This is a genomic window from uncultured Pseudacidovorax sp., assembly GCF_913773995.1.
Taxonomy (GTDB): Bacteria; Pseudomonadota; Gammaproteobacteria; order Burkholderiales; family Burkholderiaceae_C; genus Xenophilus.
In genome coordinates, this window is sequence record NZ_CAJYES010000256.1 from 1 (window position 1) to 24,208 (window position 24,208).

The following is a 24,208-nucleotide window of genomic DNA, read 5'->3' on the forward strand; positions in this document are numbered from 1 at the left end:
CTGGCCCCCATCCCTGCCTTCCCCCAGTGGGGGAAGGGGCCAACCCCTGCGCGCTTACTGCGTGTCCTGAACCCGCTTGACCAGGTCCTTCAGCCGCGCGTCGGTGATGAACTTGTCGTATACGGGCTTCATGGCGGCTTCGAAGGGCTTCTTGTCGATCTCGATGATCTCGGCGCCGCCAGCCTTCACGGCCGCCAGCGACTTGGCCTCGCGCTCGGCCCACTGCTTGCGCATGTAGGGCACCGACTCCTTGGCCGCCTGGCGGATCCAGCCCTGCTCCTCGGGCGAGAGGCGGTCCCAGGCACGCTTGGAGAAGAGCAGCATCTCCGGCGCCATCGAGTGCTCGGTCTTGGCGAAGTACTTGGCCACCTCGAAGTGGCGCGAGCTCTCGTACGATGGATAGTTGTTCTCGGCCGCATCCACCAGCCCGGTCTTGAGCGCCGTGTAGACCTCGCCGAAGGGCATGGGCGTGGCATTGCCGCCCATGGCCTCCACCAGCGCCACCCACAGGTCGGACTGCTGAACGCGGATCTTCAGGCCCTTCACATCGGCCAGGCTGCGCACCGGCTTCTTGGCGGTGTAGATCGAGCGGGCGCCGCTGTCGTAGAAGGCCAGGCCGATGAAGCCCTGCTTCTCGCAGCTCTTGAGGATGTCCTCGCCGATCGGGCCGTCCAGCACCTTGTGCAGGTGGTCCGTGGAGCGGAACAGGAAGGGCATGGTCGGCACCTGCGTCTCGGGGCAGATGTTGTTCATGGGCGCGATGTTCACGCGCACCATCTGCAGCGCGCCGATCTTGGTCTGCTCGATGGTGTCCTTCTCGCTGCCCAGCGCGCTGTTGTTGAACACCTTGATGCTGTGCTTGCCACCCGACAGCTGCTTGAGCCGCTCGCCCATGAACTTCACGGCGGTGACCGTCGGGTAGTCGTCGGGGTGGATGTCGGCCGAGCGGAACTCGGTGGCGTGCGCCGCGAGCGTCGCAACGCTGGCGGCCAGGGCCAGCAGGGTGGTCTTGAAACGGATGGTCTTGGTCATGTTGTCTTCCTCTCGTTGTTCCCGGATGGGCGGTGGTGGCGGTGTGTGTTCTTCGACGCTTCAGGGTCGCCAGGCTGGCTCGGGCAGGCCTTGCGTGCCGGGCCGCAGCGCGAACACGCCGCCGGCCAGGGGTTGATCCGACAGATCGCCGGCCGGCCGGATCGAGGTGACGAACAGCGTGTCGAGCGCAGACCCGCCGAAGGCGCACATGGCGGGCTTCTTCACCGGCACTTCGAGCGAGCGGTCCAGCCGGCCCTCGGGCGTGAAGCGGTGCACCACACCGGCGTCGTTGCCGCAGATCCAGTAGCCGCCGTCGATGTCGATGGCGGCACCGTCGGGTCGGCCGGGCAGCGGCGTCATGTCGACGAAGAGTCGGCGGTTGGAAGGCGTACCCGTGTCGGGGTCGTAGTCGAAGGCCCAGATGGCCTGCACCTCGGGATGCGAATCCGACAGGTACATCGTGCGGCCGTCCGGGCTGAAGGCCAGGCCGTTGGGCGTTATCAGGTCGTCCAGCACCGGCTGCAGCGTGGCGCCGTCCAGCCGGTAGAGCACGCCGACCCGGGCGGCCGCACCCATGTCCATCAGCATGGTGCCGGCCCAGAAGCGGCCCTGGCGGTCGCAGCGGCCGTCGTTGAAGCGCATGCCTGGGCCGACATGCTGCACCGGTGCCAGGGCCGTTAGCTGCGCCTGGCTGCCGGAGCCGAGGGTAAGCGTGTGCACGCCGTCCTCCATGCCGGCCAGCCACTGGCCGGGCCGGCCCGCCACGGCGGCGATGCAGGCGGGCATCTGCGGCGTGGCCCACGGCCGGTGGCCGTCGGCCGCCGCCCAGCGGTTGAGCGTGCGGCCAGGGATGTCCACCCAGTAGAGCGCCTGCTCGCCCACATGCCACACCGGGCTCTCGCCGGTGCCATGGCGCGCGTCGACGACGAGTTCGGCTCGGGATGCCTGCACGGCCTCAGTCTCCGAAGGGGCCCTGGGCAGTGAAGGCGCCGCCCTGGTAGATGGCGTTGGGGTCGTCGGCCGCCACCGGTGGCTGGGTCTCGACTTGCGCGCGGAAGACCTCGGAATCGTCCTGCGGCACCCAGCCCAGATGGGCGGCGGCGCGGTTGTCCCACCACACCTCCCGGTTGGCCGAGGCGCCGAAGACCACCGTGTGGCCCACATCCGGCGTGAAGAGCGACCGTTCCACCAGTCGCGTGAGATCGTCGTAGCTGAGCCAGGTGCTCATCATCCGGCGGTTTGCCGGTGCCGGGAACGAGGAGCCGATGCGGATGCTCACCGTCTGGATGCCGTACCGGTCCCAGTAGAACTGCGCCATGTCCTCGCCGAAGGACTTGGACAGGCCGTAGTAGCCATCGGGCCGGCGCATGGCAGTGGCGTCGATGTGCTCGGTCTGCTTGTAGAAGCCGATCACATGGTTGGAGCTGGCGAACACGATGCGCCCGACGCCCTGCCGGCGTGCGGCCTCGTAGACGTTGTAGATGCCCTTGATGTTGGCTTCGAGGATCTGCTCGAAGGGCCGCTCCACCGAGATGCCGCCCAGATGGACCACGGCGTCGCAGCCTGCCAGCAGATCGTGCACGGCCGTCTTGTCGGCCAGGTCGCAGGGCATGACCTCCTCGTGGGGGCCACGGGCCTCGCCCAGGGGCGCGATGTCCGAGACGCGCAGTCGTTCGGTAAATGGCACGAGCCGCTCCCGCAGCACCTTGCCGAGGCCACCGGCCGCGCCGGTGAGCAGCAGCCGCTGCAAGCGACGGTCAGGACTGGAGAGGAAAGGGGCGGTCATGGAATCGGCGGCCTGTGATCGACGGGACACACAGCAATGCCGCGTCAAGGTAAACGTTTAACTTCGTGACTTGAAAAAAGCCACGAAGGGCTGGGCGCGATGGTGCGCACGGCCCGGCCTGGCGTCAAGTTCAGCGCGCTAGGTGCTTACCCTTGATGGGTCTTCGCGTCGAATCCCGGGCGACGAGTCGCGGAGGTATAACGTTTTCCTGCGCTGCAACGTCTTCGCCGTGGATGGCGCCGATCAGCCGCCGCATGGCCAGCTCGCCCGTGGCCTCGCCCATCATGTCCACGCTGGTCAGCGCAGGGCTCACCAGGCGGCCGTAGGCGATGTTGTCGAAGGCCGCCACCGACACCTCGTCCGGCACCGCGATGCCCAGCGACTTGGCCTCCAGCAGCAGGCCCATGGCCAGCAGGTCGTTGTAGGCCACGATGGCATCGCCCCGTTCCGGCGAGAGCAGCAGGCTGGAGGCCAGTCGTTCGCCTTCCTCGGTCGACGGCGCCGACGCATCCACCGTGCGCACGCTCGCCTTGACGCCCTGGAAGGCTTCGCGCAGGCCGCGTTCGCGGTCCGCACTCCAGCGCGCGCCCGAAAACCCCAGGTAGGTGATGCGGCGATGGCCGAGGTCCCGCAGATGACGGCCGAGCATCAGCCCGGCCTGATGGCTGTCGCAACCCACGCTGGCGTGCTGAGGATAGGGCGAGGGGCGGCCGAAGAAGACGACCGGCGTGCCGCTGTCCAGCACGCCCTGGATGGCGGCGGCCGGCAGGCGGGCGCTGACCACCAGGCCATCCACGCGCCTGCACAGCGACTGCAGGACGCCCAGTTCGGGCGAGGTGCTTTCGGCCGCGTCGGCAATGATCAGGTTGAGCCCACCCGCGGCCGCCACCCGCGCGGCGCCGCTGACGAGGCTGGTGAAGTAGGGGTTGCGGATGTCCAGGATCACCACGCCGACGTTGCCCGTGCGGCCGGTGATCATGCCGCGGGCCATCGGGTTGAGCGAATAGCCCAGCTCGCGCACGGCCTGCGTGATGCGGGCCTCCACCTCGGCAGTGAAGCGCTGGCCGCCGTTGACGAACTTGGACACCGTGGCGGTGGAGACCTTCGCCGCCAGGGCGACGTCGCGGATGGTGGCAGCGCGCTTGCGCGGAGAACTCATGGACAGGCAGGGCAGAGAGGGCAGGGCGGGAGCGCGACCATGCCACAAAGTGCGCGCCTTGCGGCGACGCTGCATGTCAGCGCCCGCGGGAAATCAGTCAGGTCATAGGTTGTCGTACAACTGGTTGAAGTCTTATGATGACTTCCATGCCCCGTCCGACTGCTCCAGCCATGCCCGCGACCCCTGCCGAGGATGAGGCCGTGCGGGTCTTGCCGCAGCGCCGGGCGCGTGGCCTGGCGCATGGCCTGGTGGACGACCTGGGTGAGCGCATCCGGGCCGGCCAGCTCCGCCCGGGCGACAAGCTGCCCACCGAGTCGGCCATCATGCAGACCTACGGCGTGAGCCGCACGGTGGTACGCGAGGCGTTGTCCCGGCTGCAGGCAGCAGGGCTGGTCGAGACGCGCCATGGCATCGGCACCTTCGTGCTGCCGCCGCGGGCGGCCGGCATGTTCAGCCTGGATGCGTCAGAGATTCCCACCGCGGTCGATGTGATGGCGGTGCTGGAGCTGCGCATCAGCCTGGAGACCGAAGCCGCTGGCCTCGCCGCACATCGCCACTCCGAAGCCCATCTTCAGGCGATGCGGGAAGCCCTTGACGCCTTCGCGCAGGACGCGGGGGACGCGGGCGACTCCATTTCACCGGACTTCCGCTTCCACCTCACCATCGCGCAGGCGACCGGCAATCCCTACTTCGCCGAGATCCTCGGTCACCTGGGCACCAACATCATTCCGCGCACGCGCGTCAGCGCGATCCGCAACCAGGCCCACCGCGGCGAATACCTGGAGCGCGTGAACCGGGAGCACGAGGAGATCTTCTCGGCCATCGCCCGAGGCGATGCCGATGCCGCGCGCGCCGCCATGCGCATCCACCTGACCAACAGCCGCGAGCGCCTGCGCCGAGCGCGCGAGGAGGCGGCGCAGCGCCAGGCTTCCGCAGCCCCAACCTGAGCGCGGCGTGGGGTCTTTGCCGTGGAAAGGAGTGGACTTAGTTGTACGATGACTGACAACAAGACGGCCGACAACCACGCTTCACCCAAGCCGCCACGCGTCAACACCCAGACGGAGACAGACATGAACCTCAATCGCCGGCAGTTCGTCAGTGGTGCCTCAGGTGCTGCGCTCGTGGCCTCGGGCGCCGTCCGCGCCGCGGACACCTGGCCGTCCAAGCCGATCCGCATCGTGGTGCCCTACCCACCGGGCGGCTCCTCCGACATCATCGCCCGGGCCATCAGCCAGCCGCTGTCGCAGGCGCTGGGCCAGAGCGTCATCGTGGACAACAAGCCCGGTGCCAATGGCAACCTGGGCGCGGACATGGTCGCCAAGGCGGCGCAGGACGGCTACACCGTGCTGCTCTGCGACGTGGGCGCGCTGGCCATCAGCCCCTCCGTCTACACCAGGCTGCCCTTCGACCCGTCCAAGGACCTGCGTGGCGTGACCATGCTGGCCTACTCGCCCCATCTGCTGGTGGTGCACCCCTCGGTCAAGGCCAACACGCTGCAGGAGCTCGTGGCGCTGTCGAAGACCAGCGACCTGAACTTCGCCGTCACCGCCACCGGCAGCGCCCCGCACCTGGCCGGCGTGGCGCTGGAGCGCGCCAGCGGCGCCCGCTGGACCTATGTGCCCTACAAGGGCGGTGTGCAGGCCATCCAGGACACGGTCGGCGGCCAGACGCAGGTGCTGATGAACGGCATGCTCGCCACCCTGCCGCATGTGCAGAGCGGCAAGCTCAAGCTGCTGGGCGTCTCCAAGCCGACGCGCATGCCGCTGGTGGGCGACGTGCCCACCATCGCCGAGCAGGGTGTGCCCGGCTTCGAGTCCGGCACCTGGCAGGGCGTCAAGGCGCCGCGCGGCACGCCCGACGCCATCGTGCAGCGGCTCAACCGCGAATTCATCGCTGCCATCCGCTCTGCCGAGGTGCGCTCGCGCCTCGCAGGGCAGGGCGCTGAGGTCGTGACCATGACCGGCGCCCAGGAAGAGCAGTTCTTCGACAAGGAACGTGCCCGCTGGGCCACCGTGGTGCGGCAGGCCGGCATCAAGCTCGACTGAGCGCTTCCCTTCTTTTTCTTCTTCTTTCAACAAACGCTTTTAGGAAACCCGCAAATGAACCCGCAAGATCTCAAGACCATCATGGGCTCCGGCCTGCTGTCCTTCCCGCTGACGGACTTCGACGCCGAGGGCAACTTCGACAAGAAGGGCTATATCGAGCGCCTCGAATGGCTGGCCCCCTACGGCGCCAGCGCGCTGTTCGCGGCCGGCGGCACCGGCGAGTTCTTCTCGCTCACTGCCGACGAGTACCCCGAGATCATCAAGACCGCCGTCGACACCTGCCGCGGCAAGGTGCCGATCATTGCCGGCGCCGGCGGCCCCACGCGCTTCGCCATCCAGTGCGCCCAGGCTGCCGAGCGGGCCGGCGCCCACGGCATCCTGCTGCTGCCGCACTACCTGACCGAAGCCGGCCAGGAAGGCCTGGCCGCCCATGTCGAGGCCGTGTGCAAGAGCGTCAAGTTCGGTGTCATCGTCTACAACCGCGGCCAGGCCAAGCTGATGCCCGAGACGCTGGCGAAGCTGGCCGAGCGCAACCCCAACCTGATCGGCTTCAAGGACGGCATCGGCGACATCGAGCTGATGAGTTCCATCTTCCTGACTATGGGCGACCGCTTCGCCTACCTGGGCGGTCTGCCCACGGCCGAGGTCTATGCGGCGGCCTACAAGGCGCTGGGCACGCCGGTGTACTCGTCGGCCGTCTTCAACTTCATCCCGAAGACAGCGATGCAGTTCTACGAAGCCGTGCGGGACGACGACATGGCCACGCAGCATCGCCTGCTGAAGGACTTCTTCATGCCCTACCTGGCCATCCGCAACAAGGGCCAGGGCTATGCGGTGAGCATCGTCAAGGCCGGCGCCAAGATCGTCGGGCACGATGCCGGCCCGGTGCGCACGCCGCTGACCGACCTCAAGGCGGACGAGTACGCCGCTCTGGAAGGGCTGATCGCCAAGCTGGGCCCGCAGTAATCCAGGCACTGCATGCCGGCACACTCCGGGGCGGCTGGCGCCCCGCAGCTGACCGGCCATCGAAGCGGCCGCGCGATGAGCGCGGGCCGCTTTTCCCCATCCGTCTCCGTCGATCATGAGCCACACGCCCACCATCACCGACATCGAAGTCATCCCGGTCGCCGGCCGCGACGGCATGCTGATGAACCTCAGCGGTGCCCACGCGCCCTTCTTCACCCGCAACGTGCTGCTGGTGCACGACAGCGCCGGCCGCACCGGCGTGGGCGAAGTGCCCGGCGGCGAGGGCATCCGCCAGGCCCTGGAGGACAGCCGCCCGCAGCTAGTCGGCCAGTCCATCGGCACGCACCTGCAGCTGCTGCAGCGCGTGCAACAGGCGCTGGCCGGCCGCGACCCGGGCGGCCGCGGCCTGCAGACCTTCGACCTGCGCATCGGCGTGCATGCGGTCACGGCCATCGAGTCGGCGCTGCTCGACCTGCTCGGCCAGCACCTCGGCGTGCCGGTGGCGGCCCTGCTGGGCGAGGGCCAGCAGCGCGAGCGGGTGGAGATGCTCGGCTACCTGTTCTTCGTCGGCCCTTCCGACAAGACCGATCTGCCCTACGTGAAGCCCGGCGAGGACACCAGCGCCAGCGACGACTGGGCCCAGGTGCGCCACATGACCGCCATGACGCCCGAGGCCATCGTCCGCCAGGCCGAGGCCGCGCACGCGCGCTACGGTTTCAACGACTTCAAGCTCAAGGGTGGCGTGCTGGCCGGCGAACAGGAGATCGAGGCCGTCACCGCACTGGCCAAGCGCTTTCCCGAGGCCCGCGTCACGCTCGATCCCAACGGCGGCTGGCCGCTCAAGGACGCCATCCGCCTGATGCGCGACATGCGCGGCGTGCTGGCCTATGCCGAGGACCCGTGCGGCGCCGAAGGCGGCTTCAGCGGCCGCGAGGTGATGGCCGAGTTCCGCCGTGCCACCGGCCTGCCCACCGCCACCAACATGATCGCCACCGACTGGCGGCAGATGGTGCATGCACTGTCGCTGCAGTCGGTGGACATTCCGCTGGCCGACCCGCATTTCTGGACGATGGCCGGCAGCGTGCGTGTGGGCCAGACCTGCCGCGACTGGGGCCTGACCTGGGGCTCGCATTCCAACAACCACTTCGACATCTCGCTGGCCATGTTCACGCATGTGGCGGCAGCCGTGCCCGGCAAGGTCACGGCCATCGACACGCACTGGATCTGGCAGGACGGCCAGTTCCTCACGCAGAACCCGCTGCAGATCCGCGGCGGCTTCGTCGAGGTGCCCAAGGTCCCGGGCCTGGGCGTCACCGTGGACCGGGCCGCACTGCAGCGTGCCAACGCGCTGTATCAGCAGCATGGCCTCGGCGCGCGCGACGACGCGATCGCCATGCAGTACCTGATCCCCGGCTGGAAGTTCGACAACAAGCGCCCGGCGATGGTGCGCTGAGCCACCCCGTCATTCGACAAGGAGTCTCCTCATGAGCGAATTCAACAACCTCATCAACGGTGAATGGCTGGCCGGTGCCAGCTACAGCCCCAACCTCAACCCCAGCAACCTGGCGGACGTGATCGGCCAGTACACGCAGGGCGATGCATCGCATGTGGATGCCGCCGTGGCGGCTGCGACCGCAGCCTTCCCGGCCTGGTCCACCGGCTCGGTGCAGGCGCGCAGCGACGCGCTGGACAAGATCGGCACCGAGATCCTGGCCCGCAAGGAAGAGCTGGGCGCGTTGCTGGCGCGCGAGGAGGGCAAGACCCGCGCCGAAGGCATCGGCGAGGTCACCCGCGCCGGTCAGATCTTCAAGTTCTTCGCCGGCGAGTGCCTGCGCCTGTCGGGCGAGACCGTGCCTTCGGTGCGCCCGGGCATCGGCGTGGAGATCACGCGCGAGCCGGTGGGCGTGGTGGGCCTGATCACGCCGTGGAACTTCCCCATCGCCATCCCGGCCTGGAAGATCGCGCCCGCCCTGGCCTTCGGCAACTGCGTGGTGCTCAAGCCCGCCGACCTGGTGCCGGGCAGCAGCTGGGCACTGGCCGAGATCATCCACCGCTCGGGCATTCCGGCCGGCGTGTTCAACCTGGTGATGGGGCGCGGCAGCGTCATCGGCAATGCGCTGGTGCAGCATCCAGGCATCCACGCGATCAGCTTCACCGGCTCGGTGGGCGTCGGCCGCGGCATCGCGCTGGAGTGCGTCAAGAGCGGCAAGAAGGTGCAGCTGGAGATGGGCGGCAAGAACCCGCAGGTGGTGCTGGACGACGCCAACCTGGACCAGGCGGTCGAGCTGTGCGTGCAGAGCGCCTTCTATTCCACCGGCCAACGCTGCACCGCGTCGAGCCGGCTGATCGTGACCGAGGGCATCTACCCGCGCTTCATCGAGGCCATGAAGGCCCGCATGGCGAAGATCAAGGTGGGCGACGCGCTGGCGCAGGGCACTGACATCGGCCCCGTCTCCAGCCAGTCGCAGCTGGAGCAGGACCTGAGCTATGTCGAGATCGGCAAGGCCGAGGGCGCCACGCTGGCGGTGGGCGGCGAGCGCCTGGCCCTGGGCACCGAAGGCTTCTACATGGCACCGGCGCTGTTCAGCGACAGCGGCAAGACCATGCGCATCAACCGCGAGGAGATCTTCGGCCCGGTGGCCAGCGTGATCCGCGTGAAGGACTACGAGGAAGCCCTGGCCACCGCCAACGACACCGAATTCGGCCTGTCGGCCGGTATCGCCACCACCAGCCTGAAGTACGCCACCCACTTCAAGCGCCACAGCCAGGCCGGCATGGTGATGGTCAACCTGCCTACCGCGGGCGTGGACTACCACGTGCCCTTCGGCGGCCGCAAGGGCAGCAGCTACGGGCCGCGTGAGCAGGGGCGCTATGCGCAGGAGTTCTTCACCACGGTGAAGACGGCGTACACGCTGGCTTGAGATGAAACCACCCCGTTTGGACTTCCTCACTGCGTGTGGAAGTCCAATCCCCCTCAAGGGGCGCACCCGGCGGCCGGGCCAAGCCCGTTCCGCGGGTGCACGGGCTTGGCCTGCTCCGCGGCCCTTCGATTAGCAGGGTGGCGTACCCAGAGGCCTGGCAAAGCCAGTTCCTCGGGTGACCGCGCGTGGCCTGCTCCGCGGCCATTTGATCATTGGCCTCGCGCCAGTTTCATGTGGCGTGGGTGGCACGCAGCGCTGTGGAAAACTGACATGACGTGTTCGGCCTTGCGGCCGGCAGGTGGCTTCATCGCCGTCTGCCGGCCGTTGTCGTTTCAATGGGACGTCAGGGCGGGCCGGCGCGTTGCGATCCACAGTCCCAGCGCAATGGCCAGTCCCAGCGCTGCCGCGACGGTGCCGACGAGGAACACGCCGCGGTAGCCCACCCGGTCGGCCAGCAGCCCGGCCAGCGGACCGGTCAAGCCGTAGGCCAGGTCCTGGAAGGCCGAGAAGGCGCCCATGGCCGTGCCGCGCAGCGGCGGGGCCACGCGATGCACCACGTCGCGGCCCATGGCCGGGAACACCATCGAACAGCCCAGGCCCGTCATGAAGGCGCCGGCCAATGCTGCGGTCGGCGTGGCGGCGCTCCACAGAATCGCCTGGCCCAGTGTCTCCACGGCCAGCGAGGCGGCGGCCACCGGCAGGCCGCCGATGCGGTCGGGCAGGCCGCCGAACAGCAGCCGCACCAGCACGAAGCCGGCGCCGAATGCGGTCAGGCCCAGGCCCGCATGCGCCCAGCCTTGGGCCCGGAAATGCAGCGCGAAGAAGGCGCCGATGGCGGCGAAGCCGATGCCCTGCAGGCACACGATGGCCCCCTGGGGCGCGATGCGGCCGACCACGCGCCAGATCGACGGCCGTTGGGCGGCCGCCATCACGGGCAGACCGTCGAGCCGTGCCACGGCCAGCAGCGCCAGCGCCGGCAGGCCGGTGGCCACGGCCATCGCACCGGCCAGACCTAGACCGTCGTACAGCGCGATGCCCAGCGGCCCGCCCACGGCCAGGGCGCCGTAGATGGCGGCGCCGATCCACGCCAGCACCTGGCCCGAGCGGGCCGGCCCCACCAGCCCGATGCACCAGGTGATGGTGCCCACGGCCACCAGGCTTTCGCCCACACCGATGAGCAGGCGCCCGATCAGCAGCACCTCGTACGCCGCGATGGCACGCAGGTCCGGCAGGCCGGCCGCCAGGCAGACCATCGCGCCGGCGATGTAGAAGAACAGGCCGCGCACCGTCGCCACCTTGGCACCCTGCCGGTCGGTGAGCGTGCCGGCGAAGCCGCGGCTGAGGATGGTGGCCAGGAAGGCGATGCCCACCGCCAGCCCGGCCCAGGCATTGCCCAGGCCCAGTGCGCCGGCCACGAAGAGCGGCACCGTCGGCAGCGTCATGCCCACGCACAGGCAGGCCACGAAGAGCACGCCGACCAGCCACCAGAAGGGCAGCGGCATCGGCGCGGAAGAAGTCGTTGGAGAAGGTCTTGAAGTCATACGCAGATAATGCGACGAGTTCGTCATGTTTTCCATTCGCATTCGCAGCCCCCGCCATGAGCCCACGTCGCAGCGCACCTCTGTCCTCGAGAAAGGAGCCCCAGCAGGCCCGCTCCGCCAACCTGGTGGCGGCGGTGCTCGAAGCGGCTGTTCAGGTTCTGGCCCAGGAGGGCGCGCAGCGCTTCACCACGGCCCGTGTGGCGGAGAAGGCGGGCGTCAGCGTCGGTTCGCTCTACCAGTACTTTCCCAACAAGGCGGCGATCCTGTTCCGGCTGCAGAGCGACGAATGGCAGCGCACCACCACGCTGATGCGCGGCATCCTGGAGGACGAGGCCCTGCCCCCGCTCGCTCGGCTGCGGCGACTGGTGCAGGCTTTCATCCGCTCCGAATGCGAGGAGGCCGAGGTGCGCACCGCGCTGGCCGATGCGGCCCCGATGTACCGCGATGCGCCCGAGGCCGGCGAAGCACGGGCGACCAGCGCCCGGGCCTTCCGCGTCTTCTTGAAGGCGGTGCTGCCCGAGGTGGACAGCCCCACGCGCACCCGCGCCGGCGACCTGATCCTGGACACGCTGAGCGGCGTGGGCAAGGCCTTTTCCGACAAGCCCCGCAAGCCGGCCGAGATCGAGGCCTACTCGGCCGCCATGGCCGACATGTTCTGCGCGTATCTTGTGGGCCTGGGCGCGCTGCCGGAGCCCGCACCGCCCGGCCGTTGCGCGCACGCTGTGCGAAAGCGTGGATGATGTCGGGCCACTGCGGAGATTCCATGCACCTCACCCCTTCGCTTTCGACGATGGCGCCACGCGATGCGCTCGGCTGCACCGCCAGCACGCTGGTGCACGATGACGAGCTCGACGCGGGTGGCGTCCGTGTCTATCGCAAGGCCGTGACGATGACCGAGCTGGGGCCGGTGGAGACCGCGCCCTCGGACAGGGGCCTCTTGCTGGGCATTTCGCTCGCCCCGGGGCATCGCCGGCGCATCGTGCACGCGCGGCACGCCAGCACGCACGACTTCGGCTGCGGCGCGATCTACCTGCGCGACTTCGGCGAGCGTTACCGCGCCGACATGAAGACGGGTTTCGACTTCCTGCTGGTGGAGTTCCCGCAGGCCGTGCTGCGCCAGACCACGGAGCGGCCCCTGGCTCTGGGCGAACTGCTGGCGGCCTCGCCGGTGGGGGCCCATGACGCGGTGCTGCACCACTTGGCGCTGGCGCTGCTGCCCGCGCTCGGTCGGCCGCAGCCGGGATGCGGCCTGTTCGTCGAGCAGGTCACGGCGGCGATGGCTGCCCAGCTGCTCTTGCGCGCAGGCGCCGCGCAGCTGGCCGGCACGCGTCCGCGCCGTCGGCTGTCACCCCGTCAGGAAGCGCGCGCCAAGGAGATGCTGTCGTTGCGCGTGGATGGGGACCAGAGCGCCCAGGCCGTGGCCGAGGCCTGTGGCCTGTCGCGCAGCTATTTCATCGAGGCCTTCCGCGAGACGACCGGCCAGACGCCCTATCAGTGGGTGCAGGCGCAGCGCTTGGCACGTGCCCAGGCACTGCTTGCGCAGCCCGGGCTGTCGTTGGCGGCCATCGCGCTTGCCTGTGGCTTTGCGGACCAGAGCCACTTCACCCGCGTGTTCACCCGGCACATGGGCATGCCGCCGGGAACCTGGCGGCGCAGCGCCGGCCACTGAGGACCAACGCCGGCATCGATCCCGGGCGGCCGCCGCGCGATCAGCCCCCGATCAGCGCGAGCAGGTCGGCGTTGACCTGGTCCTTGTGCGTGGTGCAGGTGGCGTGGGGCGCACCGGGGTAGACCTTGAGCGTGGCGCCCTTGATCATCTGTGCGGCGAGCTTGCCCGTGCCCTCGATGGGCACCACCTGGTCGTCGTCGCCATGGATGACCAGCGTGGGCACATCGATCTTGGCCATGTCGGCGCGGAAGTCGGTGCCGGAAAAGGCCGTCACGCAGTCCAGCGTGCCCTTGATCGAGGCCTGCAGCGCAATCTGCAGCGTCTGCTTGAAGATGCCCTGCGACACCGGCGTGGCCCCCGGTCGGTTGGTGCCGTAGAAGATGGCGCTGAAGTCGTCCAGGAACTGCGGCCGGTCGGCCATCAGCCCGGCGCGCAGGCCTTCGAACATCGCGGGCTCGGGTCCCTCCGGATGGTCCGCCGTCTTGACGAACAGCGGCGTCACCGCACTGACCAGTGCCAGCCGGGCCACGCGGCCGCTGCCATGGCGGGCGATGTAGCGCGTCACGTCGCCCCCGCCCATCGAGAAGCCCACCAGAACGACGTCCTTCAGGTCCAGGGCCTCGATCAGTTCCGAGATGTCGTCGGCGAAGGTGTCGTAGTCGTAGCCGGTCCAGGGCTGGCCGGAGCGGCCGAAGCCGCGGCGGTCGAAGGCGACGGTGCGGTAGCCGCGCTCGGCGAAGAACATCATCTGGGCGTCCCACATGTCGGCGCTCAGGGGCCAGCCGTGGCTGAACAGGACGGGCTGGCCGCTGCCCCAGTCCTTGTAGTAGAGGTCGGTTCCGTCGCGCAGGGTGAGGAAGCTCATGCAAATCTCCAGGGGTTGAGGAAGACAGGGGGGGGAAAGCGGCTCTGGTGTTCAGAGCGCCAGGAAGTGGTGGACCTCGGGCTGGCCCGGACCGATGTGGTAGCGGACCACCTCGCCCTGAAGGTCCGCATCGACCTGGGACACGCGGTGGTGCTGGCGCAGGTGCTCTGCCCAGGACTCGACCATGAACCATTCCACGATGCGCTGCGGATCGGCCGTGTGCTCGTGCAGGCCCCAGGCATAGGCGCCGTCGCGGCGGCGCTCGGGCGCCAGGCGCCGCACGGCGGCCAGAAAGGCGGGGCGGTCTTCCGCGCGGATGCGGTACTCGATCTGGATCATCACCGGGCCGCGGTCATGGGCCATGGGCTCGGCCAGCAGCGGCTCCGGCCAGTGCCGTGAGGCCTGCAGGTCCGCGTCGCCCGCGGGCAGGCGCACGCGGTGGAAGAGCAGGGCCACCACCAGCAGGCCCAGCGCCGCGGCGCCGAGCGCGCCGCGCACGCCGATCTGCTGCGCCACCAGCCCCCAGCCCAGGCTGCCCGCGGCCATGGCACCGTTGAACACCGTCAGGTAGACGGCGAGGCCGCGGCCACGGACCCAGTTGGGCAGCACGGCCTGGGCCACGCCGTTGAGCGTGGTCAGGGCAGTGATCCAGCCCACGCCCAGCACCAGCAGCATCAACACGGCCAGCCACTGGGGCGGGGCCAGCACCAGCGCGCCGAGCACCACCGCCGTGAGCACCGAGGCCAGCAGCACCAGCCCGTCCGCATCGAGCCGGGCGCGCAGCCGCGGCATGACCAGCGCACCGACGATGGCGCCCGCGCCGACGGCACCCATCAGCACGCCGTAGAAGCCGGCGGTGCCCTGAAGCATCTGGCGTGCGACCAGGGGCAGCAGCGCCCAGGCCGCGCTCGCGAACAGGAAGAAGACCGCCGCCCGCACCAGCACCACGTGCAGTTCGCGGCTGGCGCGTGCATAGCGCAGGCCGGCGCGGAAGGCGCCGAGAAAGTTCTCGGACAGGCCCTCGTCCGCCGCGGGCGCCGGCCGGCGCCACCACAGCAGCGCGGCGATGACGAAGACGTAGCTCAGCACGTCCGCACCGTAGGTCATGGCCGCGCCGAAGCTGGCCAGCAGCAGGCCGCCAAGGGCCGGCCCGACGGCGCGGGCGATGTTCACACCCAGCGAGTTGAGCGCCACCGCGTTCCTGAGCTGCGCGCGCGGCACCAGCTCGGGCACGATGGACTGCCAGGTCGGCCCCATCAGTGCCGCGCCCACGCCGCCCACGAAGGTCAGCACGATCAGCAGCTCCACCGTCAGCCCGCCGGTGCGGGAGAGCACCAGCAGCGCCGCGCTCACGCCCGCCAGCAGCAGCTGCACGGCGATGAGGAAGCGCCGGCGGTCCAGGATGTCCGACAGCACGCCGGCCGGAATGGCCAGCAGGAAGACCGGCAGTGTGGCCGCCGTCTGGATCAGCGCGACGGCGGTGGGGCTGGGCGACAGGTCGGTGACCAGCCAGCCGCTGGCCACGTCGCGCATGAAGCTGCCGATATTGCCCAACACCGTGGCGCACCACAGCACGGCGAACACCGGCAGGCGCAGGGGCGCGAAGCTGCCGCTCTCCTTGCCCGCCTCAGCCATGCCGCCGTTCCCGCGCATCGAGCCAGGCCACCAGCAGGAAGCCGCCGACCAGGCCCAGGTGCTCGAAGAAGGCATTGGCCGCCATGAAGCGTTGCGGCTGCGGCATCTCCCAGAAGCGCAGCGCGACCAGGGTGGCACCCAGCGTGAAGGCGGCGAGCACCAGTGCCCCCAGCCAGCGCAGCCGGCCGCTGATGACCAGACCCGAGGCGCCGAGTTCGAGCACGATCACGGCCAGCGCCATCGGCGCGGCGGGCGCGATGCCGAAATGCTGCATCTCGGCCACGGCACCGGTGAAGTCGAAGGCCTTGACCAGTCCGCCCTGCAGGTAGGCCGCGCACAGCAGCAGCAGGCAGACGGGCCTGATCCACGAAGACTGCGTCCAGCCCATCAGACCGCCCAGCAGGCGCAGCCCAGCGCGCCCCAGAAGCTCTTGAGGTCCCTCACCGGCAGCCGGCTGCCCCAGGCGCTCGCATGCGCATGGCCATGCACATTGCAGGCGCTCGCGCAGCCGCAGGATGCGGCCGCCTGCCGCAGGGTGGCCTGCAGCGGTGCGCCTTCCTGCGCGCCCCAGGCGCCGTAGCCGCCGTAGCGGCGCACGGGCGACCAGTCGGGCATGGCCGGCGGTGGGCCGCCTTCATCCAGCGTGGCGAAGGGACCCGCACCGTAGACGACCTTGCCGCCCACCATCGTGAGCAGCGCGCTGGTGTCGGCGATGTCGGATTCGGGGCAGGCGAAGAAGTCGCGGTCGGGCACGACCAGATCGGCGAACTGCCCGGCCTCGATGCGGCCCTTGCGGCCTTCCTCGTTCGAGAACCAGGTGACCTTCTCGGTCCACATGCGGAGCGCGGTCTCGCGGTCGAGCAGGTTGCGCTGCGGCGTGATCTGCAGCCCGCCCACCGTGCGGCCGGTGATCAGCCATGACAGCGAGACCCAGGGGTTGTACGAGGCCACGCGCGTGGCGTCGGTGCCAGCCGACACATGGATGCCCTTCTCGAGCATGCGCTTGACCGGCGGCGTGGCCTCGGCCGCGGCGCTGCCGTAGCGTTCGACGAAGTACTCGCCCTGGTAGGCCATGCGGTGCTGCACGGCCACGCCGCCGCCCAGTGCCGCGATGCGGTCGATGGAGCGCTCCGAGATCGTCTCGGCATGGTCGAAGAACCAGTTCAGGCCCGCCAGCGGCGTGTCGCGGTTGACCTTCTCGAACACGTCCAGCGCGCGGCTGATCGTCTCGTCGTAGGTGGCATGCAGGCGCCAGGGCCAGCGGTTCTGGGCCAGCACGCGCACCACTTCTTCGAGCTCGCCTTCCATCTCGGGCGCCATGTCGGGCCGCGGCTGGCGGAAGTCCTCGAAGTCGGCGGCCGAGAACACCAGCATCTCGCCCGCGCCGTTGTGGCGGAAGTAGTCGTCGCCCTGCTTGTATTTCGAGGACGCTGTCCAGTTCAGGAAGTCCTGCTTCTCCTGTTTGGGCTTCTGCGTGAAGAGGTTGTAGGCCAGGCGGATGGTGAGCTGCCCCGCGTCCGCGAGTTGCTGGATGACCTGGTAGTCCTCCGGGTAATTCTGAAAGCCCCCGCCGGCGTCGATGGCGCCGGTCACGCCCAGGCGGTTGAGTTCGCGCATGAAGTGGCGGGTGGAGTTGAGCTGGTACTCGGGCGGCAGCTTCGGCCCCTTGGCCAGGGTGGCGTAGAGGATGGCCGCATTGGGCTTGGCCAGCAGCAGGCCGGTGGGGTTGCCGGCGGCATCGCGCACGATCTCGCCGCCGGGCGGCGCTGGCGTGTCCTTGCCATAGCCCACGGCCCGCAGCGCGGCGCCGTTGAGCAGGGCGCGGTCGTACAGGTGCAGGATGAAGACGGGCGTGTCGGGGGCGACGGCGTTGAGCTCGTCGATGGTGGGCAGGCGCTTCTCGGCGAACTGGTGCTCGGTGAAGCCGCCGACCACGCGCACCCATTGCGGCGCTGGCGTGATCGCGACCTGCTGGCGCAGCATGGCCATGGCGTCGGCCAGGCTGCGCACGCCGTCCCAGCGCAACTCCAGGTTGAAGTTCAGGCCGCCGCGGATGATGTGCAGGTGGTTGTCGATCAGGCCTGGCAACACGGCGCGGCTCTGCAGGTCGACCAAGCGGGTGGCGGCGCCCGCCAGCGGCAGCACGTCCGCGCTGCGGCCCACGCGCAGGAAGCGCCCGTCGCGGATGGCCACGGCCTCGGCCGTCGGATTGCCGCGGTCGAGGGTGGTGAAGCGGCCGTTGTGCAGGATGAGGTCGGGAGCGGGGGTGGCTTGGGCCATGTCGTTTCTCCGGGCAGGTTTTCGTGGTGCAGTCGGCGTGCTCAGGCCTTCTCGCGCGGCAGCGGCGCTTCCGCCTTGGCGCATTGCGGCAGCTCGCCGAACACATGCGGCTTGACCTGCTGGTGCAGCCACGACGTGGAGACGGCGTCGGGGCGGATCCAGCTGCGCACGAGCGGCGGGATCTGCTCGCCGAGCAGGATGCCCAGCAGCCCCACCAGGGCGATCACGGGCGGCGCGGGCGAGCGCACCTGGACCAGGGCATAGATCACGCCGACCAGGATGCCGACGGCCAGCGAAAGCAGGTAGGGCTTCATCGTGGTGTCCGCCGCGTCAGCCTTCGTGGGCACCGAACATGGTCTTGGCATAGGTGACGCCCAGTCCGTAGGCGCCGCCCCATTGGCGTGCGATGCCGGTGGTCAACTCGTAGGTTTCGCCGCGGGCCCAGTCGCGCTGCAGTTCCAGCAGGTACTGCAGCGAGGTCATGGGCCGGGCGCCGGCCTGCACCATGCGCTGCATGGCGCGCTCATGGGCTTCGGGAGAGACGTCGCCACAGGCGTCGGCGATCACGTAGACCTCGAAGCCCTGGTCCAGCGCGGACAGGGCCGGGCCGACGATGCACACGCTGGTCCACAGGCCGGCCAGCACGATGCGCGGCTTGCCGATGGCGTTCACGCGCTCGATCACGGCCGCGTCTTCCCAGGTGTTCATCGAGGTGCGGTCCAGCATGGCCTGGCCGGCGAAGGCTTCGGTGATCTCGCTGAACATGGGGCCCGAGAAGCTCTTCTCGGCCACGGTGGTCAGGATGGTCGAGACGCCGAAGCCGGCCGCCGCCCGCGACACCAGCGCCGCGTTGTTGCGCAGCACGGTCGCGTCGATGGAGTGCGTGGCAAAGGCCATCTGCGACTGGAAGTCGATCAGGATCAGCGTGTGATCCTGCGGTGCGAGCAGCAGGGCGCCGGGGGTGGGCTTGGCTTGGACGGTCATGGTCGGTTCCTCGTTTGCGGATGCAGAGACGGCTTGCGAGGGGCGGATGCTCGTCGGGCCGGTCGGTGCACGTCTTGTCGATTGGTCGGGCTTTTTGAACGTTTGGCGGGCGGGCCGTGCACGGTTGCTGGCTGCCTGTCTTTCTCGCATTCCATCGAAATACTTCACCGGTGGGCCGCCCAGCCTTTCGGAGTACGGCTCACTTGTGGATTCGCTGGAATGGATGAATCATCCGCGTCGCTCGCTGCGCCGTTGGCGAGTTTTTCCATTCGTGAGCATCGAAGTTTTCGATGGTCCGCACCGCTCCACGACGCCCATGCTCAAGCTCACCCTCGAGGCCATCGAACTGGTCGACGCCATCGACCGCCACGGCTCCTTCGCCGCAGCCGCCGTGCGCTTGAACCGCGTGCCCTCGACCATCTCCTATGCCGTGGCCAAGCTGGAGGAGCAGCTGGGCCTGCGCCTGTTCGAGCGGCAGGGTCCGCGCGTCGAACTGAGCGCGGCGGGGCGCGAGATGCTGGACGAGGGCCGCTGGCTGCTGGGTGCCGCCGCCACGCTCGAATCGCGCATGCGCCAGGTGGCCACCGGCTACGAGTCCGAGCTGCGGCTGGTGCACGACTCGCTCATCCCGACCGAGGCGCTGATGGACGACATCCGCGACTTCGAGGCGCTGCGTTGCGGCACCCGCCTGCGCGTGGGCTGCGAAGCCCTGTCCGGCAGTTGGGAGGCGCTGCGTGACGGCCGGGCCGATCTCGTCATCGCCGCGGGCGAAGGGCCGGCCGGCGGCGGCTATCAGGTGTATCCGGCGGGCACGCTGGACTTCGTCTTCTGCGTCGCGCCCCAGCATCCGCTGGCGCGGGCCAAGGGACCGCTGCGCCATGCCGACCTGCTGGCCCACACCGCCATCGTGGTGGGCGACACGGCGCGTTCGCTGTCGGACCGCACGGTCGGCCTCACGGCCGGGCAGCCGCGCATCACGGTGTCCTCCATGGCGGCCAAGATCGCCTGCCAGCGCAGCGGGCTGGGGCATGGCTTTCTGCCGCGCGCCTGCGTCGAGGCCGACCTGGCACGAGGCAGCCTGGTCGCCGTGCCCATCGAGGAAGGCCGCCCACCGGAGAACTTCTTCCTGGCCTGGAAGACCGGGGCCGGCGGTCGTGCCCTGCAGTGGTGGCGCGAGCGCCTGCAGCGCCCGCTGGTGCCGGCCTTGCTGCCCCGCAGTGCGTGAGGCATCGGGTCTGGCCGCCATTGCCGCTGCGCGGCCGGCGCCATGCGGATCACGGATGATCGGGGCCCCCTCACAGGAGCACGCATGCCCGACAAGATCCTCGTCTTCTACGGTTCCTACCGCGCCGACCGCATGGGCATCCGCCTGGCGGACTACATCGTGGCCCAGCTCAAGGCGCGCGGCGCCGAGCCCGAACTCATCGACGCCCAGGCCGTGGGCCTGCCCATGCTGGACCGCATGTACAAGGAGCATCCCAAGGGCCAGGCGCCCGCGGCCCTGGAGGTATTGGCCGGCAAGATCCGGGAGGCCGATGCCTTCGTCTTCGTCACCGGCGAATACAACTGGGGCGTGCAGCCGGGGTTGAAGAACCTCACCGACCACTTCCTGGAGGAATGGTTCTGGCGACCGGCCGCGATTGCCAGCTACTCGGCCGGCCGCTTCTCGGGCGTGCGCTCGGGCACGGCCTGGCATTCGATCCTGTCGGAGATGGGCATGGTGGTGATCTCCAGCACGCTGGCGGTGGGCCCGATTTCGCAGACGCTGGACGAGAAGGGCGAGCCGACGGGCGATGCCGGCAAGTCGCTGGCCAAGGCCTTTCCGCGTTGGGCGGACGACCTGGCCTGGTGGACGAATGCGGCGCGGGTGCAGCGGGCGACGCAGGCGCCGCCGTATTGAACGCAGGCGCGGCCGTTGCGCGCGGCCATGCCTGCTGCCGTGCAGTGCGGCTCGGGCGAGGCTTCGACAGGCTCAGCCCGAACGGCCGGGTTGGATCAGCCCAAAAGCGCCGTGCGGGCCTAGCCCGTAAGGGCTGGGGCGCGGCGCCGACGCAGCAGCGCTTCCAGCCCCTCGAACAGCAACTCCGACACCAGCGCCAGCGCCGCCGCCGGCAGGGCGCCGGCCATCAGCAGTGCACGGTCGTTGAGTGCGAGGCCGGTGACGATGCGCTCGCCGAAGCCGCCGGCACCGATGAAGGCCGCGATGGTCGCCGTGCCCACGGCGATGGTGGTGGCGGTGCGCACACCGGCGATCAGCGTGGGCAGCGCCAGGGGCAGCCGCACCAGGCGCAGGTTCTGCGCGGCGGTCATGCCAAGCGCCGTGCCGGCCTGCACGATGCCCGCGGGCACCTCGGCCAGGCCGGTCACCGCATTGCGCATGATGGGCAGCAGCGCATAGAGCGTGAGCGCCACCAGCGCGGGCAGCGTGCCGATGGCGCCCAGCGCCGAGATCAGGATTGCCAGCAGCGCCAGCGAGGGCACCGTCTGCAGCAGGCCGGTCAGGCCCAGCACCACCGCCCGCAGGCGGACATGCGCGAACACCGCCATCGCCAGCGGCAGGCCGATCAGCAGGGCCAGGCCGACCGAGATGGCCACCAGCATCAGGTGCTGGCGCGCCAGCCGACCCAGGTCGGGCCCGAACAGCTTGGCGATGAAGCCGCGCGTGGCGTCGGTATCGGCGGGCTTGCCGCCGGCCAGGAAGTCGCGCGCGATATCGGCGAAGGCGGCGCCCTGCAGCTCGGCCCGCGCGTTCATGCGGATCATGGCGGCCTCGTCGATGCGGCCGTGCAGCTGCTGCAGCGCGGCCCAGGCCTGGGGCAGGCGCTGCGGCAGGTCCAGGCGGTAGAGCAGCACCGCGTCGTAGCGCGGAAAGTAGCCGCGGTCGTCCTGCAGCACCGTCAGGCCCAGGTGCTCGATCTTGGCGTCGGTGGTGTAGATGTCGATCACGTCCACCTGGCCGGCGCCGATGGCGTCGTAGGCCAGGCCATGGTCCAGCCCGGTGGGCCGCTGCGGCAGGCCGTAGCGCGCGGCCACGCCGCGCCAGCCGTCGGCGCGGCCGATGAATTCGTTGGTCAGACCCAGGCGCAGTTCGGGGTGCTTCGCCAGGTCGCCCAGCGTGCGGATGCCGAGGCGTTCGGCCTCGCTGGCGCGCATGGCCAGCGCATAGCCGTCGTTGAAGCCCAGCGGCACGGCCATGCCCAGGCCCAGCGGCGCGAGCGCGGCGCGCATCGCCTCGGGCGCGAGCGGCTTCGGGCTCTTGAGGATCTCCAGCGCGATGGTGCCGGTGTATTCGGCATAGAGGTCGATGCCGCCCGAGCGCAGCGCCTCGTAGACGATGGCCGTGTTGCCCAGGCCCTGGCGCACCGTCGGCGCGCGCTGCAGATGGGGCGCGGCCGTCTGGGCCAGCACCTCGGCCAGGATGTACGACTCGGTGAAGCGCTTGGAGCCGACGCGCAGCTCGCCGTTGTCGGCTGCGCCCGCGGGTCGCCATAACAGGGCTAGAACGAGCAGGCAGGCATGCCAGGGCCTGATGTGCCATGCGGTGCGAGGTGCGGTCATGCGGATCAGTTTAGGGTTGGCGCTGCGCTGCGTCGGGTGTTCGAAACCTTCGCACGCCCCGCGCGAAATTCGGCGCTTCCCGGCATCGGGCGCTCTGCCTAGCATCCGCACCCGCGGACGCCCGGGCCGAACGGCCCTCGCCCTCGACGACACCACCCCTTCGAAAGACCTTTGCCGATGTCCTCTTCCACTTTCTCCTGGCTGCGCATGGCCGGCCTGGCCCTGGCGGCCGTGCTGGCCGCGGGCTGCGCCTCCACCCAGACCGCCGCGCCGACGGCGGCGTCGACGGCGCCCATGGCCGCACCCGCGCCCACCGCTGCGGCGCCGGTGCGCGTCAAGGTTTTCGTGGCCGCCATGTTCGAGATCGGCCAGAACACCGGCGACCGTGCCGGTGAGTTCCAGCACTGGTATGAGCGCTACTGGCGCAACAGTGCGCCCATCGCCGTGAAGGGCGCGCTGAGCCCCGTCTACTGCAATTCCGATGGCGTGTGCGGCGCGGTGCTGGGCATGGGCAAGGTCAATTCGTCCTCGTCGATGCAGGCCATCCTGCTCGATCCGCGCTTCGACTTTTCCGAGTCGTACTACATCCTGTCGGGCGTGGCCGGCACGCCGCCCTCGCGCGGCACCATCGGCATGGTGAGCTGGGCCACCTGGCTCATCGACTACGACCTGGGTCATCGATGGGCACCCGAAGAGAACACGGCCGGCGCGCCGACCTTCATGCCGCGCAAGGGCTACGAGAACTACCGTCGCTTCCAGCTCAACCCGGCCCTGGTCGGCTGGGCCATGAAGCTGTCGGCCGACACGCCGCTGTCCGACGACGACAAGGCCCGCGCCTACCGCCTGCGCTATCCGGACGCGGCGGCTCGCCGCGCGCCCTTCGTGGGCACCGGCACGCATATGACGGGCGACACCTTCTTCCACGGCCCCGGCCTGTCGAAGGAGGCGCAGTACATCGCCAAGCTCTACGGCGCCGACGACTACGTCATCACCGAGATGGAGGCCGCGGCCATCACGCTGGTCATCAACCGCACCCACGGCACCAGCCGCGTGATGAGCCTGCGCGGCGCCGTCAACTTCGACCAGGGCAACCCGCGCGAGACCACGCTGGCCCATCTGGACCCGGCGCCGGGCGAGACGGCCGGCGGCTTTGCCGAGACGGTGCTGAACATCGAGCGCGTGGGCTCGCGCGTGGTGGACCACATCGTCGCCAACTGGCCGCAGTGGCGCGCCGGTGTGCCGTCGATGGCGCCCTGAGCTTGGCTTGTCCTGAGCTTGTCTAAAGGGTCGAGGGACTTATGCCCACGGCTTCGACAGGCTCAGCCCGAACGGCTTGGGGTGACTGATCCGCCTTGCCCCCGCGGCGGTACCGCTCGGCGTCTCAGGACCGGCGTCGCCGCTACAGTCCCCGCATGCATGCCAGCGTCCTCAAGTACTTCGTCGAAGTGGCCCGCTGCGGCTCGGTGCGCAAGGCTTCCGAGCAGCTCTTCGTCGCGGCCAGCGCGGTCAACCGCCAGATCCTCAAGCTGGAAGAGGAACTGGGCTGCGAACTCTTCGACCGCCTGCCCGCCGGCCTGCGCCTGAACCCGGCCGGCGAGCGGCTGCTGCGCCATGCGCAGGAGACGCTGCAGCAGTACCAGCTGGTGCGCACCGAGATCGATGCCCTGCGCGGCGAACGCAGCGGCGAGGTCAAGGTCGCGGCCATGGATTCCTTCTTCGAGGAACTGCTGCCGTCCACGCTGGAGGAGTTTCTCCAGATCTTTCCGG

General features: G+C 69.6%; 23 protein-coding genes. 11 read left to right on the forward strand and 12 right to left on the reverse strand.

What is annotated here, in order from left to right; genetic code table 11:
* Positions 1–54: 54 nt before the first annotated feature.
* The 4 genes from QZ772_RS24915 to QZ772_RS24930 all read right to left on the reverse strand — a co-directional run bounded on the left by QZ772_RS24915 (position 55) and on the right by QZ772_RS24930 (position 3,977).
* Entirely contained in the window at positions 55–1,020 is a 966-nt protein-coding gene (locus tag QZ772_RS24915) for a TRAP transporter substrate-binding protein (protein WP_295532506.1), read from the reverse strand.
* Positions 1,021–1,092: 72 nt separating this feature from the next.
* Positions 1,093–1,983 (reverse strand): SMP-30/gluconolactonase/LRE family protein, encoded by an 891-nt coding sequence (locus QZ772_RS24920; protein WP_295532468.1) that lies wholly within the window; start codon positions 1,981–1,983, stop codon positions 1,093–1,095.
* A gap of 4 nt (positions 1,984–1,987) precedes the next feature.
* Positions 1,988–2,818 (reverse strand): NAD(P)-dependent oxidoreductase, encoded by an 831-nt coding sequence (locus QZ772_RS24925; RefSeq protein WP_295532470.1) that lies wholly within the window; start codon positions 2,816–2,818, stop codon positions 1,988–1,990.
* Between the two features lie 130 nt (positions 2,819–2,948).
* Positions 2,949–3,977 (reverse strand): LacI family DNA-binding transcriptional regulator, encoded by a 1,029-nt coding sequence (locus QZ772_RS24930; RefSeq protein ID WP_295532472.1) that lies wholly within the window; start codon positions 3,975–3,977, stop codon positions 2,949–2,951.
* A gap of 170 nt (positions 3,978–4,147) precedes the next feature.
* Here QZ772_RS24930 and QZ772_RS24935 point away from each other — a divergent pair, with 170 nt between their 5' ends.
* From QZ772_RS24935 to QZ772_RS24955, 5 genes are all read left to right on the forward strand, one after another.
* Complete coding sequence (locus QZ772_RS24935; RefSeq protein ID WP_295532474.1) at positions 4,148–4,924, forward strand: FadR/GntR family transcriptional regulator; 777 nt, start codon at positions 4,148–4,150, stop codon at positions 4,922–4,924.
* Positions 4,925–5,047: 123 nt separating this feature from the next.
* Positions 5,048–6,022, forward strand: a complete 975-nt coding sequence (locus QZ772_RS24940) for a tripartite tricarboxylate transporter substrate binding protein (RefSeq protein WP_295532476.1) — start codon at positions 5,048–5,050, stop codon at positions 6,020–6,022.
* 54 nt (positions 6,023–6,076) lie between these two features.
* On the forward strand, positions 6,077–6,988 hold the full coding sequence (kdgD, locus tag QZ772_RS24945; protein WP_295532477.1) for a 5-dehydro-4-deoxyglucarate dehydratase: 912 nt from the start codon (positions 6,077–6,079) through the stop codon (positions 6,986–6,988).
* Positions 6,989–7,103: 115 nt separating this feature from the next.
* Positions 7,104–8,441, forward strand: a complete 1,338-nt coding sequence (locus QZ772_RS24950) for an enolase C-terminal domain-like protein (RefSeq protein WP_295532478.1) — start codon at positions 7,104–7,106, stop codon at positions 8,439–8,441.
* Positions 8,442–8,472: 31 nt separating this feature from the next.
* The gene (locus tag QZ772_RS24955; protein ID WP_295532480.1) at positions 8,473–9,909 is read left to right on the forward strand and encodes an aldehyde dehydrogenase family protein; all 1,437 of its coding nucleotides are present in this window, start codon (positions 8,473–8,475) and stop codon (positions 9,907–9,909) included.
* A 332-nt stretch (positions 9,910–10,241) separates the two neighbouring features.
* On the opposite strand, the gene QZ772_RS24960 is transcribed toward QZ772_RS24955, so the two are convergent.
* Positions 10,242–11,411 carry an MFS transporter gene (locus QZ772_RS24960; RefSeq protein ID WP_295532482.1) on the reverse strand — a complete coding sequence of 390 codons (1,170 nt, stop codon included), beginning with the start codon at positions 11,409–11,411 and terminating at the stop codon, positions 10,242–10,244.
* 95 nt (positions 11,412–11,506) lie between these two features.
* Between QZ772_RS24960 and QZ772_RS24965 the strand changes: the two genes are divergently transcribed.
* Both QZ772_RS24965 and QZ772_RS24970 read left to right on the forward strand, forming a co-directional pair.
* Positions 11,507–12,190, forward strand: coding sequence for a TetR family transcriptional regulator (locus tag QZ772_RS24965; RefSeq protein WP_295532484.1), 684 nt, complete (start codon positions 11,507–11,509; stop codon positions 12,188–12,190).
* Between the two features lie 23 nt (positions 12,191–12,213).
* Complete coding sequence (locus tag QZ772_RS24970; protein WP_295532486.1) at positions 12,214–13,119, forward strand: AraC family transcriptional regulator; 906 nt, start codon at positions 12,214–12,216, stop codon at positions 13,117–13,119.
* Between the two features lie 40 nt (positions 13,120–13,159).
* Here the strand turns inward: QZ772_RS24970 and QZ772_RS24975 are convergent, their stop codons facing one another.
* From QZ772_RS24975 to QZ772_RS25000, 6 genes are read right to left on the reverse strand one after another with little or no spacing between them, the layout of a single operon-like run.
* Positions 13,160–13,984, reverse strand: coding sequence for an alpha/beta hydrolase (locus QZ772_RS24975; RefSeq protein ID WP_295532488.1), 825 nt, complete (start codon positions 13,982–13,984; stop codon positions 13,160–13,162).
* A 51-nt stretch (positions 13,985–14,035) separates the two neighbouring features.
* A complete protein-coding gene (locus QZ772_RS24980) occupies positions 14,036–15,619 on the reverse strand; it encodes an MFS transporter (RefSeq protein WP_295532490.1) in 1,584 nt (527 codons plus the stop codon).
* A complete protein-coding gene (locus QZ772_RS24985) occupies positions 15,612–16,007 on the reverse strand; it encodes a DoxX family protein (RefSeq protein ID WP_295532492.1) in 396 nt (131 codons plus the stop codon). Before QZ772_RS24985 ends, QZ772_RS24980 begins: the two co-directional genes overlap by 8 nt.
* Positions 16,007–17,899, reverse strand: coding sequence for an amidohydrolase (locus QZ772_RS24990; RefSeq protein ID WP_295532494.1), 1,893 nt, complete (start codon positions 17,897–17,899; stop codon positions 16,007–16,009). Before QZ772_RS24990 ends, QZ772_RS24985 begins: the two co-directional genes overlap by 1 nt.
* Before the next feature lie 41 nt (positions 17,900–17,940).
* On the reverse strand, positions 17,941–18,213 hold the full coding sequence (locus QZ772_RS24995; protein ID WP_294372668.1) for a DUF1427 family protein: 273 nt from the start codon (positions 18,211–18,213) through the stop codon (positions 17,941–17,943).
* 16 nt (positions 18,214–18,229) lie between these two features.
* The gene (locus QZ772_RS25000; protein WP_295532496.1) at positions 18,230–18,883 is read right to left on the reverse strand and encodes a hydrolase; all 654 of its coding nucleotides are present in this window, start codon (positions 18,881–18,883) and stop codon (positions 18,230–18,232) included.
* Positions 18,884–19,199: 316 nt separating this feature from the next.
* Here QZ772_RS25000 and QZ772_RS25005 point away from each other — a divergent pair, with 316 nt between their 5' ends.
* Positions 19,200–20,108, forward strand: a complete 909-nt coding sequence (locus tag QZ772_RS25005) for a LysR family transcriptional regulator (protein ID WP_295532508.1) — start codon at positions 19,200–19,202, stop codon at positions 20,106–20,108.
* Between the two features lie 84 nt (positions 20,109–20,192).
* Positions 20,193–20,783 carry an NAD(P)H-dependent oxidoreductase gene (locus QZ772_RS25010; RefSeq protein ID WP_295532498.1) on the forward strand — a complete coding sequence of 197 codons (591 nt, stop codon included), beginning with the start codon at positions 20,193–20,195 and terminating at the stop codon, positions 20,781–20,783.
* A gap of 119 nt (positions 20,784–20,902) precedes the next feature.
* Here QZ772_RS25010 and QZ772_RS25015 read toward each other — a convergent pair whose 3' ends face one another.
* On the reverse strand, positions 20,903–22,441 hold the full coding sequence (locus QZ772_RS25015) for a glycine betaine ABC transporter substrate-binding protein (protein ID WP_295532500.1): 1,539 nt from the start codon (positions 22,439–22,441) through the stop codon (positions 20,903–20,905).
* A gap of 177 nt (positions 22,442–22,618) precedes the next feature.
* Here QZ772_RS25015 and QZ772_RS25020 point away from each other — a divergent pair, with 177 nt between their 5' ends.
* Complete coding sequence (locus QZ772_RS25020; RefSeq protein WP_295532502.1) at positions 22,619–23,698, forward strand: purine nucleoside permease; 1,080 nt, start codon at positions 22,619–22,621, stop codon at positions 23,696–23,698.
* A gap of 155 nt (positions 23,699–23,853) precedes the next feature.
* Positions 23,854–24,208: LysR family transcriptional regulator (locus QZ772_RS25025; protein WP_295532504.1), on the forward strand; the 355-nt coding region annotated here is incomplete at its 3' end.

Bases quoted from the DNA above. Each gene is read 5' to 3' on its own strand.
- QZ772_RS24925 (WP_295532470.1), bottom strand. From the start codon at position 2,818: ATGACCGCCCCTTTCCTCTCCAGTCCTGACCGTCGCTTGCAGCGGCTG.
- QZ772_RS24930 (WP_295532472.1), bottom strand. From the start codon at position 3,977: ATGAGTTCTCCGCGCAAGCGCGCTGCCACCATCCGCGACGTCGCCCTG.
- QZ772_RS24935 (WP_295532474.1), top strand. From the start codon at position 4,148: ATGCCCGCGACCCCTGCCGAGGATGAGGCCGTGCGGGTCTTGCCGCAG.
- QZ772_RS24940 (WP_295532476.1), top strand. From the start codon at position 5,048: ATGAACCTCAATCGCCGGCAGTTCGTCAGTGGTGCCTCAGGTGCTGCG.
- kdgD (WP_295532477.1), top strand. From the start codon at position 6,077: ATGAACCCGCAAGATCTCAAGACCATCATGGGCTCCGGCCTGCTGTCC.
- QZ772_RS24950 (WP_295532478.1), top strand. From the start codon at position 7,104: ATGAGCCACACGCCCACCATCACCGACATCGAAGTCATCCCGGTCGCC.
- QZ772_RS24955 (WP_295532480.1), top strand. From the start codon at position 8,473: ATGAGCGAATTCAACAACCTCATCAACGGTGAATGGCTGGCCGGTGCC.
- QZ772_RS24960 (WP_295532482.1), bottom strand. From the start codon at position 11,411: ATGCCGCTGCCCTTCTGGTGGCTGGTCGGCGTGCTCTTCGTGGCCTGC.
- QZ772_RS24965 (WP_295532484.1), top strand. From the start codon at position 11,507: ATGAGCCCACGTCGCAGCGCACCTCTGTCCTCGAGAAAGGAGCCCCAG.
- QZ772_RS24970 (WP_295532486.1), top strand. From the start codon at position 12,214: ATGCACCTCACCCCTTCGCTTTCGACGATGGCGCCACGCGATGCGCTC.
- QZ772_RS24975 (WP_295532488.1), bottom strand. From the start codon at position 13,984: ATGAGCTTCCTCACCCTGCGCGACGGAACCGACCTCTACTACAAGGAC.
- QZ772_RS24980 (WP_295532490.1), bottom strand. From the start codon at position 15,619: ATGGCTGAGGCGGGCAAGGAGAGCGGCAGCTTCGCGCCCCTGCGCCTG.
- QZ772_RS24985 (WP_295532492.1), bottom strand. From the start codon at position 16,007: ATGGGCTGGACGCAGTCTTCGTGGATCAGGCCCGTCTGCCTGCTGCTG.
- QZ772_RS24990 (WP_295532494.1), bottom strand. From the start codon at position 17,899: ATGGCCCAAGCCACCCCCGCTCCCGACCTCATCCTGCACAACGGCCGC.
- QZ772_RS24995 (WP_294372668.1), bottom strand. From the start codon at position 18,213: ATGAAGCCCTACCTGCTTTCGCTGGCCGTCGGCATCCTGGTCGGCGTG.
- QZ772_RS25000 (WP_295532496.1), bottom strand. From the start codon at position 18,883: ATGACCGTCCAAGCCAAGCCCACCCCCGGCGCCCTGCTGCTCGCACCG.
- QZ772_RS25005 (WP_295532508.1), top strand. From the start codon at position 19,200: ATGCTCAAGCTCACCCTCGAGGCCATCGAACTGGTCGACGCCATCGAC.
- QZ772_RS25010 (WP_295532498.1), top strand. From the start codon at position 20,193: ATGCCCGACAAGATCCTCGTCTTCTACGGTTCCTACCGCGCCGACCGC.
- QZ772_RS25015 (WP_295532500.1), bottom strand. From the start codon at position 22,441: ATGACCGCACCTCGCACCGCATGGCACATCAGGCCCTGGCATGCCTGC.
- QZ772_RS25020 (WP_295532502.1), top strand. From the start codon at position 22,619: ATGTCCTCTTCCACTTTCTCCTGGCTGCGCATGGCCGGCCTGGCCCTG.